General features: G+C 69.7%; 13 protein-coding genes and 2 pseudogenes. 6 read left to right on the forward strand and 9 right to left on the reverse strand.

What is annotated here, in order from left to right:
• Nucleotides 1-3 precede the first annotated feature (3 nt).
• From ACIA6C_RS14910 to ACIA6C_RS14930, 5 genes and pseudogenes are all read left to right on the forward strand, one after another.
• Nucleotides 4-1410: a PLP-dependent aminotransferase family protein gene (locus tag ACIA6C_RS14910; protein ID WP_399275796.1), complete on the forward strand. Its 1407-nt coding sequence runs from the start codon at nt 4-6 to the stop codon at nt 1408-1410.
• 561 nt (nt 1411-1971) lie between these two features.
• A complete protein-coding gene (locus ACIA6C_RS14915) occupies nt 1972-3381 on the forward strand; it encodes a beta-propeller fold lactonase family protein (protein ID WP_399275798.1) in 1410 nt (469 codons plus the stop codon).
• A gap of 333 nt (nt 3382-3714) precedes the next feature.
• A pseudogene (locus ACIA6C_RS14920) lies at nt 3715-3780 on the forward strand (DUF6342 family protein); the annotation flags it as partial.
• 85 nt (nt 3781-3865) lie between these two features.
• Nucleotides 3866-4030 (forward strand): DUF6342 family protein, encoded by a 165-nt coding sequence (locus ACIA6C_RS14925; protein WP_399275800.1) that lies wholly within the window; start codon nt 3866-3868, stop codon nt 4028-4030.
• A gap of 461 nt (nt 4031-4491) precedes the next feature.
• Entirely contained in the window at nt 4492-5157 is a 666-nt protein-coding gene (locus ACIA6C_RS14930; RefSeq protein WP_399275802.1) for a S1 family serine peptidase, read from the forward strand.
• A gap of 176 nt (nt 5158-5333) precedes the next feature.
• Here ACIA6C_RS14930 and ACIA6C_RS14935 read toward each other — a convergent pair whose 3' ends face one another.
• The 5 genes and pseudogenes from ACIA6C_RS14935 to ACIA6C_RS14955 form a co-directional block, all read right to left on the reverse strand.
• Nucleotides 5334-5507: a CsbD family protein gene (locus ACIA6C_RS14935; protein ID WP_399275804.1), complete on the reverse strand. Its 174-nt coding sequence runs from the start codon at nt 5505-5507 to the stop codon at nt 5334-5336.
• 730 nt (nt 5508-6237) lie between these two features.
• A complete protein-coding gene (locus ACIA6C_RS14940) occupies nt 6238-6573 on the reverse strand; it encodes a hypothetical protein (protein ID WP_399275806.1) in 336 nt (111 codons plus the stop codon).
• A 1127-nt stretch (nt 6574-7700) separates the two neighbouring features.
• Nucleotides 7701-7796: pseudogene (locus tag ACIA6C_RS14945) on the reverse strand (transposase); the annotation flags it as partial.
• 65 nt (nt 7797-7861) lie between these two features.
• Nucleotides 7862-8713 carry an RCC1 domain-containing protein gene (locus tag ACIA6C_RS14950; RefSeq protein ID WP_399275808.1) on the reverse strand — a complete coding sequence of 284 codons (852 nt, stop codon included), beginning with the start codon at nt 8711-8713 and terminating at the stop codon, nt 7862-7864.
• 853 nt (nt 8714-9566) lie between these two features.
• Nucleotides 9567-10031 carry a GNAT family N-acetyltransferase gene (locus ACIA6C_RS14955; protein WP_399275810.1) on the reverse strand — a complete coding sequence of 155 codons (465 nt, stop codon included), beginning with the start codon at nt 10029-10031 and terminating at the stop codon, nt 9567-9569.
• Nucleotides 10032-10200: 169 nt separating this feature from the next.
• Between ACIA6C_RS14955 and ACIA6C_RS14960 the strand changes: the two genes are divergently transcribed.
• On the forward strand, nt 10201-10503 hold the full coding sequence (locus ACIA6C_RS14960; protein ID WP_399275812.1) for a hypothetical protein: 303 nt from the start codon (nt 10201-10203) through the stop codon (nt 10501-10503).
• A gap of 201 nt (nt 10504-10704) precedes the next feature.
• Here the strand turns inward: ACIA6C_RS14960 and ACIA6C_RS14965 are convergent, their stop codons facing one another.
• The 4 genes from ACIA6C_RS14965 to ACIA6C_RS14980 form a co-directional block, all read right to left on the reverse strand.
• On the reverse strand, nt 10705-11781 hold the full coding sequence (locus ACIA6C_RS14965) for a serine hydrolase domain-containing protein (RefSeq protein WP_399275814.1): 1077 nt from the start codon (nt 11779-11781) through the stop codon (nt 10705-10707).
• Nucleotides 11782-12012: 231 nt separating this feature from the next.
• Nucleotides 12013-12657: a dihydrofolate reductase family protein gene (locus ACIA6C_RS14970; protein WP_399275816.1), complete on the reverse strand. Its 645-nt coding sequence runs from the start codon at nt 12655-12657 to the stop codon at nt 12013-12015.
• Nucleotides 12658-12797: 140 nt separating this feature from the next.
• Complete coding sequence (locus ACIA6C_RS14975; RefSeq protein WP_399275818.1) at nt 12798-13331, reverse strand: hypothetical protein; 534 nt, start codon at nt 13329-13331, stop codon at nt 12798-12800.
• A gap of 47 nt (nt 13332-13378) precedes the next feature.
• Complete coding sequence (locus ACIA6C_RS14980; protein ID WP_399275820.1) at nt 13379-13672, reverse strand: hypothetical protein; 294 nt, start codon at nt 13670-13672, stop codon at nt 13379-13381.
• Nucleotides 13673-13885: the final 213 nt, after the last annotated feature.

Below are 13885 nucleotides of genomic sequence, written 5' to 3' on the forward strand. Positions count from 1 at the left end.
TTCATGCCTCTGGAGTGGTCCGGTCTGTCACCTGATCTGCTGCTGGTCATCGACCGGGACAGCGGCGAGCCGCTGCGATCCCAGCTGGAAATCCGGCTGCGGGACGCGATCCGGACCGGCCGGCTGGAGGTCGGCGAACGGCTGCCGTCCTCCCGTGAACTCGCTCGGGTACTCGGGCTGTCGCGCGGGCTGGTGCAGGAGTGCTACGCCCAGCTCCAGGCCGAGGGCTACCTCGTGACACGCGTCGGCTCTGCCACCCGGGTCGCCGCCGGCTCAGGCGTACCCTCGGCGCCCACGCCACCGCCCTCGGCGCCTCCACGCCTGGTGGCCGACTTCACGTGGGGCGTTCCGGACCTCGGCAGTTTCCCGCTCGCCGACTGGCTGTGGGCCACTCGTGAAGCGGCACGGACCATGCCGAGAGCGGCGCTCGACTACGGAGACCCGCGCGGCAGTGCGGTACTGCGCCAGATCATGGCCGGATATCTGCGGCGGGTGCGCGCCTCCGCGGCGGACCCGGACCGGATCGTGATCTGCTCCGGCTACGCGCAGGGCCTCGCTCTGGCCCTGTCCGCCTTGGCCAGGACGGGTATCCGCACGGTGGCGTACGAGGACCCGGGCTCACCGGCCACGATCTCCTCAGCCGCCTCCTGGGCGGGCGTGTCGGCGATTCCGGTGCCGGTTGACGAGCGCGGGATCGACGTGCAGGCACTCGCCGCGACCGACGCCCGCGCCGTCGTCATCACCCCTGCGCACCAGTGGCCCACCGGTGTCGCTCTCGCCCCCGAGCGGCGGCTCGCAATGATCGAGTGGGCCAGGAGCCGGGACGCCGTCGTCATCGAGGACGACTACGACGCCGAGTTCCGGTACGACCGGGAGCCGGTGGGCGCACTGCAGGGACTCGCCGCCGACCGCGTGATCTCCATAGGCAGCGTCAGCAAATCCCTCGCGCCCGCGCTGCGCATCGGATGGATGCTCTGCCCGCCCGCGCTCACCGAGCTGATCACCGAGCACAAGCAGCTGAGCGACCGCGGGTCGCCCACGCTCGATCAGCTCGCCCTCGCGAGAATGATCGAGTCCGGCCGCTTCGACCGGCACCTGCGCCGTATGCGTACGACCTACACGGCACGGCGCACGACCCTGCTGGCGGCGATAGCCGAATACGCCCCCAAGGTCAGGGTGACCGGCCTCGCGGCAGGCTTCCACGCGGTCGCGCACCTCGACGGACCGGTCGACGAGCAGGCCCTCATCGCCGCAGCATACGACCGGTCCGTCGGTCTCTACGGAATGAGCACCTGCCGCTCCTCCCATGCGACCCAGCCGGTGCAACTGGTCCTGGGATTCGGCAATGTCGGCGAACGTGCCATCACCGCCGGCATCACTACGGTCGGCGGTCTGCTCAGGGGCCGGTAGCCCGCGTCACAAGTCGGTCCGAAGCTCGGTGACATCTGGCCCGATGGCCTGGGTCGCTCATCGAGCTGCCCGGTCGCCGGCCCTACCGGCGGCGACAGCCCGCGATTCGCCTCGGTGTGGGGCACCCGCGACGTCCTGGACGCCACCCTCGTCCAGCCTCACCTCGTCGCGGAGATGTCGGCCGGAGGGTCTGATGCGGTGTCAAGGTCTTTCGTCGTCAGTTTCATGAATCGAATGCAGACAACTATGGATGTTCTCCATCATTCCTGGTGGGGGGTCACGATGATTCTGGTGACTTCACGGGGGAGTGGCTCTGCTGCTGTCCGGCTGGAGTAGGCCGCCGCTGCCCTGGTTCCTGCTGCGGTGGTGCGTGAGGTGTGCCGTGCCGCCCGGGGGTTCAGCCCGTGGTGGGGCGGTGCGCGATGGATGCAGTGCCGCCAGAGCTCCGAACCGTCCCCGGGCCGACCGGCCGCCGGTGGTGGAGTCGCGTGACCGCACGGCCGTCGGCCCCCGGGTCCTCCGGACCCGCCGTCGCCGTGCGGACCGATTGGGGGGAGTCCCTTGCCTTCTGCACCTGCCCGCATACGCCGGCCCTTCTTCGTCTGGGGGCGCCGCCTGATCTCTTTCGCCACGGGTGGCGCCCTCGCGCTCACGGGGGTGGTTGCACTGGGCGCGCCCGCGCACGCCGCGACCGGCCCGCTCGCCTATGTGGCCAACATCGGTGGCAACACCGTCTCGGTGATCGACACGAGCACCAACGCCGTCACCGCCAGTGTCACGGTCGGCAGCAATCCCGCCAACGTGGCGGTCTCTCCCGCCGGCGGCCGGGCCTACGTCACCAACTTCGGAAGTGACACCGTCTCGGTGTTCGACACGGCGACCAACGCGGTGACCGCGACCGTCCCGGTCGGGAGCAGCCCCCTCACGGTGGCCCTCACTCCGTCCGGAGCGCTCGCGTACGTCACGAACAACGGTACGAACACCGTCTCGGTCATCGACACCGCGACCAACACGACCAACGCCACGGTCGCGGTCGGAAGCGGCCCGAACGGCGTGGCAGTGAACCCGTCGGGTACCACCGCGTACGTCGCGAACAACTATGCGGACACGGTCTCGGCCATCGACACTGCCACCAACACGGTCACCACAACCATTGCGGTCGGCAGCGCTCCCTCGGGTGTGACCGTCAGCCCCACTGGGACCCTCGCGTATGTCACGAACAACGGCACGAACACCGTCTCCGTCATCGACACCGCCACCAACACGGTCACCACAACCATTCCGGTCGGGACCGCTCCCAACGGCGTGTCGTTCAACGCGGCCGGCACGCGGGCCTACGTCGCCGACTACGGCAGCGCCACCGTCTCCGTTGTCGACACCGCGACCAGCACCGTCACCGCGACCATCCCGGTCGGCAACAACCCGGCTCAGGCCAGGACCAACCCGTCCGGCACGGCCGTCTACGCCACCAACCAGTCCGCCAACACTGTTTCGATGATCGACACCGCCTCCGACACGGTCACCACGACGATCACCGGGTTCAGCGGCCCCTACGGCATGGCCTTCAAGCCCGCCCCGCCGGCCTCGGACATCGACGTCGACCTCGCCGCCCAGCCGCACCTGGGCATCCTGGTTCCCTACCTCAGCTACACCCTCACCGCCCGCAACACCGGCCCCGGCGCCCTCACGTCAGCGAGCCTCACCGCCACACTTCCAGCGGGTGCCTCGGCCACCAGCCTCGCCCCCGGGTGCACCTCCGCGACCACCACGGTGACCTGCTCCTACGGGTCCATCGCCGCCGGCGCGAGCGTGAGCAAGACCTTCCGCGTCCCCCTGAGCCTGCTGGCACTCGGCCCGGTCACCGTCACCGGCGTGCGGACCGCCTCCGCACCCGTCGACCCCAACCCCGACAATGACAGTGCGGCCGTCACCTGCGCCGTTCTCTCCGTCGTCCTCGTCAGCTGCCCCTGACGTCCCGCGCCCGTCGGTCCGCTCGTCCCACTGCCGTTGCCCTCCACCGACCCCGGCCGGTGGAGGGCAACGGTGGCTTCCGACGCAGGATCCCGACGACCGGCACCGTCGGGACATGCGGCGTGATGCGGCCACCGACGCGTACGGGTAACCCGTCAGACCACAAGCACCGATGAGCTTCGAAGGACCATCCGGTAACACGCCACCGCCCACCCCGCTTCGGCGTCCGGTCCGGCCACAGCGGCCCGGTCCGCGCCCACTTGGTCGGGTCGCCCCAGCCAGCACGACTCGACATGGCGGGCGCGTCCCGCCGGACCTCAAGGGGGGGGAACCATGGCTGAGCTCGACCTCGGAGTCGCGTCGCGCTGGGACGAAGGGGAGTACCACGGCAAGGTCAGGCTGGTGGACAACCAGACCTACCCGGGCTCCTCGGAGAAGAACGTCGCGGCCCTCCCCCCTCCCCCCGAACAGCGTGGAGATCGTGATGAACTCCAACCACTCCACCTCCCAGGAGGCGGACGAGGTCTACTTCGTCACCCACCACGGCAGCTCGAAGAAGACCGTCGGCATCCTCGACTCCGACGGCAACCTCAAGATCGCCGGGAGGTTGATCACCGACCAGGAGGACCTCTCCTGCTACACCAGGTGAGCCCCTCGGGCAGCCGTAGCCGGGGGACGAGGCCGCAGTTCACCGCTTGATCGCACAGCACGAGGGCCCGCACGACCTGACCGGTCGGGCGGGCCCTCGTCGTTGCTCACGAAGGCGCAGGCCAACGGGCTCCATAGAGCGCCGTAGGTAAAGGGGTGTGCCGGGGTTTCGAGAGCGGGGAAGGTCTGGGCCGCGAACGACGGGTGCCGGTTTGGACGCGGGCGGCCTGACCGATGGCCGTGGTGACTGACCGGTGCCGTGTTCGTTGAACGCATCATCCTGACACGTGGCTCCGGACGCCACGTTGTCCATCCGAACGGGAGGCACCTGTGAGGGGTGCAACGGCAGGGCGTGCGACACGGGGTTGGGCGCGGCGGGCGCGGTGGGCGGGTGTTGCGTTGACGGCGGCATGTCTGGCCCTGCCGCTGACTGCCGCGCAGGCGGTCTCCGGTGGTAGCAGCGTGGGGAGCGCCTCCCAGTTTCCCTACATGGTGTCCGTGCAGGGGCCAGTCGTGATGTGTGAGGGGGCGCTGGTCGACCTCAAGCACGTCGTCACCACCGCCACCTGCGTGAGCGACCTCGCACCCTCCGACGTCAACGTCCGCGTCGGTTCCAACAAGTACTACGAGGGCGGACTCTCAGAGGACGTGACGGTGATCACCGTGCACCCGGCGTTCGACGAGAGCACCTACGACAGCAACATCGCCGTGCTCACGCTGGCCGACAGCCTGCCTGCCAGCCCGTCGATCAAACCGATCCCCCTTGCCGAGAGCGACCCCGCGGTCGGAAGTGCCGGCATCGTCACCAGCTTCGGCGCGACGAACGCCCAAAACGACCTGCCCGATCTCTTGCAGCAAGCCACACTCACCACGTTTTCCGCCACCCAGTGCCAGAACTTCAAAGGCGGGAAGGTCACCAGCCGCATGCTGTGCGCCGGTGACCCGAAGGGTGCCAAGGACACTTGTCCGGCTGACCAGGGCGCCCCACTCGCCTACCAGGGCCGGCTGGTCGGGATCTACTCCTGGGGTGCCGGCTGCGGTCTGGCCGCCCCCAACGCCAGCAGTCCCGTATTCAACCGCATCAGCACCTTCACCACCTGGATCAACACCGTGATGAGCAACGGCTGACCCTGACCCGACGCGTCCCAAACCGGGTAGTCGGCGGCCGCGTTTTCTCTTCGGCCAGGCTGAGCCGTCCCGGCCCACCCGCCCTCAGCCCGCCGCTGCTTGACCGTCCCGGCTGGGCGCCGGCACGCCGTGAGGGCCCGGACCGCTCCGCGGTCCGGGCCCTCACGGCGGGTAGGTCAGTGTTTGAAGACGTCCTTGATCTTCTCTTTGGCCTCACGCGCATCGCCCTTGGTTTGCTCCGCGCGGCCCTCGCCGGCCATCCGCTCATCGCCTGTCAGGCGGCCAGCGGTCTCCTTGAGCTTGCCCTTGGCCTGCTCGCCCTTCGCCTCGGCCTTCTGCTCACCAGACACAGCTGATCACTCCCTGCTCGGTCGAAAAAGCCTTACAGCGCCCCGTATGACCGCTCGGACGCCTCCTAAACGAACGGGCACCCGTCGCAGGGCCCCAGTCCGGCGCCGACGGGGCCTGATCACGGCAGCCAGCGGCGGGTGTGCGTGGGCACCGTGGGTGTGGTGTTGTGGAGGAGCGCATGGAGTTCGGGAGCCCTGAGGCTTCCGGCCCGACCGCGGGGCCGGCGGCCTGCGGCCGGCGTGTGGCGGATGACGAGAGGTCGTTGCGGCTGTGGGCCGCGGCGGACCAGGCTTTCGACAGTGAGGCGGGGTGCGGGCGCGTGAGAGCTGCTTCATCGTGGGCGTCGGCAGCGTCTTCGGCCCCGCCTTCGGGTTCTTGGCCCGCTGCGCGGGGACATTCCGCACCGCCTTCTGCGCGGCGTCTGTACTTCCACTGTTCCGTCGGGGCGGCCGATGATCACATCGCCTGCCGAAGGCTGGTTGTACGACCTCGGATTGGGGGTGGCGCTGGAGTGCTGCCCGGTTCGGCCTCGGCTGCCGTGACGACGTGCCCGACGTGACACCGGTTGCCTTGTTGAAGGTCATCCCGTCTGTTGGTAGGCCGAAGAGTAGCGAAATGGGAGTGTTCTGCTCGGCCACTGGCCTTGAGGTCAGAGTGGCACGGCAACCAGCGGCGGGCCTCCAGCGGAGCGGGAGGCGGCGCTTCAGCTTCGGCGTGTCACGGTCTGTGTCAGCCGCCCATGACTTGGAAGCTGGCGAACTCCCTCATGAACGTCCCGCCGGGGCTGACGGTGTACGAGGTGCCCATACAAGCCCCCTTGGTGGTCGAGGTGTACGCCTGGAGGTACTCGTCGGTGTTGTTCGTGAGGTTGTACGAGTGCAGCCCGACCGGCCAGCAGGAGCGGCCGGCCGGGTTGGTCACCGTCATGGTCCGGTAGTCGCCTCCGTTGACCCAGGAGATGGTGCCGTTCGCGGCCTGGGCCGGGGCGGCGGTGGCACCGACGGCCAGGAAGGCGGCAGCAGCGGCAGCAGTCAGGGCGTTCCTGGTCCTCGGAACACGGCTCACGGGTAGCTCCGTTCGTTGGCCGTACGGGGAGACCCGTACGGTCATGAGACGGCCTGCCAGGCGGCGGGGCCAGTGATCATCAGAGCAGCCCGTAGCGGACCGACCTGGGCCGACACCGGATACGTCACTCATACGAGTCCCGCGATGGTGACCATGAAGGGGCAGGCCAGGCCAAAATTGCGCGCTCCGCAGTCGTCTGCCGCTGCCCACCCGGTGCTCCCGCCACCGGCCCCGAGATCGCCTCCGCAGCGGCCCGCCCAAGCTGCGCCCCTCGGATTGAACGTGCCGTCCAGAGCCTCGGCGCCGAAGTCGCTGCGTGGCCCGTCGGGAGCGCCGGACAGGTGTGGTCGCATGGTCATCGGGGCGACCTCGATGGGCACCCTTTGTCCAGTGTGCGGCTTCAGGGCCAGCCGATGCCCGGTTCCCGCAGCGCGGCCAGCTCCTGGGCGAGCTTGTCGCGCCTCGATTTGGTGTTCGGCACCCTCACTCCCAGTTTCACAGCCACCGGCTCGGCCTCGCCGTCGACCGCGATCTCTTCGCTGTGGCCCCTCGGCGCCGGCCGCTGGCCCCGCTGGCTCCACCCACTGGGCCGGGGCCGCAAGCCCCGCTGGAATGCCTGATGCGCTTTGCCGGGGCCCTTGGCCGTACGAGCCCCGCGGGGGCTGGAGGCGGGGCCCGGCGGGTTCCGCGCCCAGGGCGGGCAGGTGTTTCTGCTGTTCGGTCAGGAGCCGGGCCCAGGCAGTCGGCTGCTTCTGCTATCGGAGCCAACGTCCGATGTCCTCGCCGTCCGTGAGTACGCCGGGTGGGAGCGCCAGGCGCCGGCCCGGCCGTGCTGTCTTCCGACTCTCCGAGGACGGGGGAGGAGGGGCACGGATCTCCAGGACGTCGATCTCGAACTCGGTGAGGATGCCCCGCTCGATGGCTTGGGAAAGCTCGACCTCGGCGAGGTGCCGTAGGGGGTGACGTCGGGGTCGTCGGCCATGCTCGCGTACTCCGCGCGACTGCCATTGCCCTTTCTCGGGCCCGGCGGGGGGCGCGGGGGTTTCGTGGGCCTCGCCGACGAGGTTCGGGCGCCGGTCGCCCACGGGTGCTCGGAAGCTGCCTCACGCCGGACTCGGCTGCGGAACTCGCTGTCCGACGGTCTCCCACGGACCGAACCTCTCCGGCAGGTTCCGCGACTGCACGCCCGTTCGGACTCGGTAGAGCACCCCGTTGATCACCCGGTCAAAATGAGGTCTCTAAGGCCAGTACGTGACGGCATGTCAGCTCGTGTTGACGCGGGCCGGGCCTATCGAAGCTGGACTCCGGACCAGGCATCGACTTCGCACTGTCCGTCGGCATTGTTCCCTGCGGTCACGACTGTGCCGTTGGCACGCAGGCCAAGGGTGTGCGTTGAGCCGGCCGCCACGGCGACAATGTCACGCCAACCGCCGACTTCGCACTGCCGGTAGCTGTTGTCTCCAGCTGCGAGGACCCGTCCGGACGCTGTGAGTCCGATGGTGTGATAGCTGCCTGCGTCGAGCGCCACCACGTCTTCCCACTCATCGACCGCGCACGCCCCGGTTACCCGGTCTCCGGTCGCTACTGCCCGCCCGTCGGCCATGAGGCCGACGGTATGGAGATACCCGGCCGAAATGGCGGCCAGGTCACGCCACCCTTCAACGTCACACTGTCCTCGTCGGTTGTTCCCCGCAGCCAGTGCAGAACCGTCGGACCGGACGCCGACCGAGTGCCAGTCACCACACGAGACGACGACCATCTCCCGCCAGGACTGCACGTCGCACTGTCCTTCTGAACTCCGGCCAACCGCCAGCACACGGCCATTAGCGAGTAGCCCGAGCGTGCGGCGCCAGCCTGCGGCCACGGCCGTGACGCATCGCCATCCGGCGACATCACATTGCCCATCGCCATTCCACCCCGCTGCCAGCACCGTGCCGTCCGACCGGAGTCCCACCGTATGAGACCTGCCCGTGTTCGTCGCGGTATGGACGTTGCCGGCTGCCACCGCGACGACGTCTTCCCATCGCTCGACACGACATTCACCGGCTGCGGTATTGCCCACCGCGAGAACGGTTCCATCCCAGCGCCGTGCGACCGAATGACGCCTTCCGGCCGCCAGTGCCGACGAGTTGGCGAGCATTTGCGCCTCCTTGCGCTTGGCGCGAGTCCGCGACATGGAATCCCACCTTACTTTTGCCCGGAATCAGAGTGGGGTCCTCAGTCGTCGCCGGCAGATGACGGCACAACCGAGTGCGATGGCGCCTTCCACGACCCAGCGGTGTACGCCGAGTCCGGAGCCGAGTTCGGTGCCGCGCTGGGCGATGTGCGGGGTGATTTCGCACCGTCGGACCTGGTCCGGTAGCTGCGTGGTCGTAGCCGCGGTAGGCGTAGAGACGCCAGTCCACCGGGGACGGGCCGGTGGCCGCACCACCTTTCACGGCCCGCAGATGGCTGGTCGACCGATGCCCGGGACAGATCCACGTCATGTCGTGACTGCGTCAAAAACCGCCACTTACATCGAAAGCAACAGCTTGCCATAACGACGGCCAACACACTGAGGTGAGTCGTGTCCCGGCGCCTACGAGGACAGCACTACCTTCGGGTGATCCTGTGTCCGTCTGAACTTCCGCCACGTACCGGCGTGTCGCTGTTTCGCCCTGCAGTCTCGGTAAGGCTGCCTCCGCTCAGACGTCCGTCGCGTCGGCTCGCGTCTTCCTCCTCAGCCCCATCAGAGAAGTTGGCGGCCCCTTCGTTGAGGAGGCGAGCACGCAGCGCTCGCCTCTTGCCGCGCGTTCCGCCTGCTGACCACGCGCCTCGGCCACTCCGGCGATGGCGCACCTTCCGTCCCACTCCGCTGCGTGGCCTCAGGCCGGCCACCGCGTTTCGGAGCCGGCCCGGCCTCGACCGTCGCGTGAGCACCGGCCGGTGTCCCCTCATTCACCGGTTCTCCTACGGCGGCTGACGATCTCGCCCCGCATCGGGCTGGCCTCTTCCTACGGCGGGCATGGGCTCTTGCTCCGCAGGCCGGGCGACGCAGTTCCGGCGCTCGCGCTGGCGCAGCCAGGCGAGCCACAATTGGGTCCACGGCCAACTCCTGCGCAGCGCTCAAGTGTGGTCCTGGGCCGCACACCCGGGCCCCGCCCCGTGCCCTCAGGACCGGTGCGGTCCGGCGGCGCCCCGTTCGAAGCGGTGAATGTGGCCGATGACGGAGAAGCCGCGGCGCTCCTACCAGTGTCGTGGCCAGTCCGTCGCATCAGCGGTGAGGAACCGGTACCGCAGTCCTTGTCGGCCGCCAGGCGCAAGGCGGTGGTCAGGACGGCATCGGCGTAACCGCGCCTGAGGTGGACCTGCGAGGTGATCAGGTCCTCGATCTGGGCTGTGCCGGTTGCCGGGTCCAGAGAGAGGGCGGCCCATGAGGCGACCTCGCCCTCCTCCGTGCGGGCACCGAGGAAGCGCACGATGTCGGCCCGCGGCAGCGAGCCTCGCGACGGTCGACGAGATGGCGCAGGGCCTCGTCGTCGACGTCCGGAAGCAGGCCCCGCCAGCGCCGGGTGAGTGGGACGCGTATCGCGTCGAGGTCCACCTCCTCCGCGGGCCCGCGGGCCCGCGGGCCGGCACCGGGCCCGCGTGCAGCATGACCAGATGAATGGAGTGGGTGTATCCGGCGCGGATCAGCGGCTCCGCGCACGCCATCCCGACCTCGTCGTGGAGGACGGATATCAGTCGGTGAGGCAGATGTCCCACTGCCTCTTCCGCGATGGCGGGCACCGCCTCGGAGTCAACGATGCCGTCGATGATGATCTGGTTGTTCACGTGGGAATGGGCAAAGGCGTCGTCGTATACGGCAAACCCGCCGGGGAGTTCGACGATACGCGCGGCCTGGCATCAGGCGAAGGCCGACAGGAAGGCGTTGATCCGCTGCAGTTCTGAGTTGGGCATGGCGGGAGCGTAGGCAGCCGTGGACCATGACCGCCTACGAATTCCCACGGAGAACCCCGGCGTGCAGCCCAGGCGATCGGAGAGACGTATGCATTCAGCGTGCCACGGACGCGGTCCGGATCGGTGTCCTTCGCCATCGCCCGCACCTGGCAACGCCCCTGAGCCCTCCGCCTCGTCCGGGCCGAGGTAGCCTCACCGGCCCCCCGGGCGGGCGCCGCGGGAGGCGGCCCGGTCCTGGAGGGTGCGCAGCAGGTCGAAGCCCGAGGCGTCGACGGGGCGCTGAATGTTGCTCAGGACGATCGCGGCCGTGCCGGTCTCGGGATCGAAGCCGACGAAGGACGCGAAGCCTCCGGTTCCGCCGTTGTGCCAGATCTGCAGGTGGGCGCCCTGGCGGGGGTGCAGGCGGTGGGCCCGCCAGCCGAGGTGCATCCAGGAGAAGCGGTTGTCGCGGTGCTCGACCTGCCGGGTGAGGCGGACCGCCTCCGCCAGCTCGGTGGGGCCGCTGCAGTCCAACTGGGCCCGTACGTAGGACACGAGGTCGGTCGCGGACGACCGCAGGCCTCCCGCCCCGGCCATATCGGCCAGGTTCCACGGCGGGGTGGGGCGGCGCCGGCTGTCGTGGCCCTGGGCGAGTCGGCCGGGCCTGGTGGCGTCAGCCGCCACCCCGGTCGCGGACATGCCGAGCGGCGCGCACACCTGGGTGGTGACCAGTTGCCCGTAAGTGCTGCCCGCGCGGCGGGCGAGGGCCAGTCCGAGGAGGCCGGCACCGAGGTTGGAGTAGCGCACCCGTCCGCCCGGGGCGGTGCGGAGGCGGGTGCGGGCCAGTGCGGACAGCAGCACGTCGGCGGTGCAGCCTGCGTACGGATCGGGGGTGCGGGGGCGCAGCAGGGCCCGCAACATCATGCCCTTGGGCAGCCGGGGCAGACCGGAGGTGTGGGTGGCCAGGTGCCGCAGGGTGATCTCCTGTCCGTCCCGCGAGGGTACGGCCGTGCCCTCGGGCAGGAGTCGGGCCAGCGGCTCGTCGAGCTCCACCATGCCGGCGACCGCCATCCGTGCCAGGCACAGCGTGGTGAAGGTCTTCGTCACCGAGCCGATCTCGAAGAGCGTGTCGGCGCCCGGTGTCCCGCCGTCGGCCCTTCCGGTGGTTCCCGCCGCCGCGTGTGCTACCTGTCCGTCGGCTACGACGGCGACGGCGACGCCGACGTGCCCTCGGGCGAGCCGCTCCGCGGTCGCCAGGGCGAGCGTGTCGAGGTCTTGAGCTTTGTCCATGTCCGGATCATGCGGGCGGGAGCACATCCGCCGACAGCGCCCGAAGACTGATGTGCGGACGGGCGCCATCCGCCCTGAGGAGGAGAACGTCATGGACCTGATCACGGCACCGCCCGCCAGGTGACCCCCGCTGCTCTGCAAGGCGCAAGCGGAAGCCGGTCGGTCTTCGAGCTTGTCCTCGGCGCTGGCCCCCGGAAGCAAGAGCAGCCCAGGGCCGGCACTGCGGGGCGGTTACTTCCGCCAGAACAGGTGGTGCGTCACTCCGCTCGGGCTGGGGACGGCCTCCATGTGGAACCGGTCGAGCAGCTCGTCGGGGGACTCCCAGAGCCGTAGTCCCGACCCGAGCTTCATCGGCGAGACCACCACGTGCATGGTGTCGACCAGGTCGGCGTCGAGGAACTCCCGGACGGTGGAAACCCCGCCGCCGAGCCGCACGTCCTTGCCCTGCGCCGCCTCCCGGGCCTGCTCCAGGACGGTGGCAGGGCTGCCGTCGACGAAGTGGAACGTGGTGTCGGACAGCGTGAACGAAGGACGCTTGTGATGGGTCAGGACGAACACCGGGGTGTGGAAGGGGGGCTCGTCGCCCCACCAGCCCTGCCACTCGTGGTTGAGCCAGGGCCCGCGCTGGGGCCCGAACTTGTTGCGGCCCATGATCTCGGCGCCGATGTTGCGGGCGTAGTCCCGCGTGAAGTAGTCGTCCAGGCCGCGGCTCCCGCCGGGGTCGGTGCGCATGGGCCAGCTCGCCGTGGCGCCGGCCCAGGAGAACAGCCTCCCGGGATCGACATGACCGAACGGCCTCTCGAGGGTCTGGTCCTCACCGGCACCGATCCCGTCACTCGAGACGTTGAAGTTCTGGACTCTCAGCAGCTGAGCCACTTGCTCCTCCTGTGTTGTCGACAGCAGTGGTGTGACTTGCCGGGACGGGAAAACTCATCGCTGCGTCCGGAATCGTCGAAAACCGGGCGGCCCGGTATCTCGACCTGTGAGTCTGGCAGAGCCTTCCCCCAGTTGCCCGGTCATCCGGGGGGCGCGTTGCGGGCGTCCTCGGCGCTGCGTGCGGTGTTCCGCCCCGCGCACGGAGCTCGTGCCGTGGCCCGCGCAGTGCCTTCTCCGAGACCGCCGTCGCGGCGGCGGTGCCGTGCTCGAAGCGGAGCTTCACGCCTCGGCGCGCCCGCGCCAGGCTCCAGGTTCAGGCGCTCGGTCACGTCGGTCTGGAGCCAGGCCACGGACACCGAGCTGATCGGCGCTCCTGTCCCGCCGTACCGGGTGACGACGGCGGCGACCGGGCCGTCGTCACCCGGTACCGCGAGGTTCACTTCCGGGGCGGAGCGGTGCCGGGGCACGGTCCTCAGCGCCTCCTGGACCGGCTCGGAGGGGACCCGGCCGCCGTCGATGACGGTCCGGGCCATCGCCTCCCGCAACCGGCCGGCCTCGGCCGGTTCCCCCGGTACGGGCGGCTGGACGGCGGTGACGGGGTAGGAGACGACGCGGGGCAGGCCGGCGACGACGCCGGGCCACACGGCATCCAACGCGAGCGCGGCCGGCGCCAACGAACCCCGACGCGGTGCCCGTCACAACAGGGCTGCTCGGGTGGGATTCAGGCGTTCACATGGCGCGCGGTGATCGCGTGTCGCGGTGCGGCGTGACGGACCGGCTTGTGTCCCGGGGCCGCTTGAAGGCGCCGCAGCCACAGCGAGGCCGTGCCGAGCAGACCGGTGAAAACCGCCAGGAGGAGCACACTGGCCCACATCTGCCGGCTCCAGGGGTGAGTCCATCCCGTCCAGGCCGCGGCAGCCGCCCACAGCAGGACCCCCGCGGTGTAGACGGTCCGGACCCGGCGCAACTGCCGTACGGCCCGCAGGGACGTCACGTGTTCAGTCTTCGGTGCCATGCCCGGCCATGTGCCCCGACAGGCCCACCGCATGCCCGTCACGGACCGGTCACCGCCCAAGACCCGCTTACCTCTCGCGGGCGGACAGCAGAGATGTGGGATGCGCGATAGGCGTCCCCTGCCGATGTGCGGTCCTGCTGTCCCGGCAGTCTCCGCGCAAAGCCAGTCGATCATGGTTGAATGCTGCATCGCGGCGCTCCGGGGGGCTGTTGC

It is taken from the genome of Streptomyces sp. NPDC051578 (assembly GCF_044454045.1).
Taxonomy (GTDB): Bacteria; Actinomycetota; Actinomycetes; order Streptomycetales; family Streptomycetaceae; genus Streptomyces.

Coding starts and splice junctions, on each gene's coding strand:
- ACIA6C_RS14910 (WP_399275796.1), top strand. CDS start 4: ATGCCTCTGGAGTGGTCCGGTCTGTCACCTGATCTGCTGCTGGTCATC.
- ACIA6C_RS14925 (WP_399275800.1), top strand. CDS start 3,866: ATGAACTCCAACCACTCCACCTCCCAGGAGGCGGACGAGGTCTACTTC.
- ACIA6C_RS14950 (WP_399275808.1), bottom strand. CDS start 8,713: ATGCTCGCCAACTCGTCGGCACTGGCGGCCGGAAGGCGTCATTCGGTC.
- ACIA6C_RS14965 (WP_399275814.1), bottom strand. CDS start 11,781: ATGGACAAAGCTCAAGACCTCGACACGCTCGCCCTGGCGACCGCGGAG.
- ACIA6C_RS14980 (WP_399275820.1), bottom strand. CDS start 13,672: ATGGCACCGAAGACTGAACACGTGACGTCCCTGCGGGCCGTACGGCAG.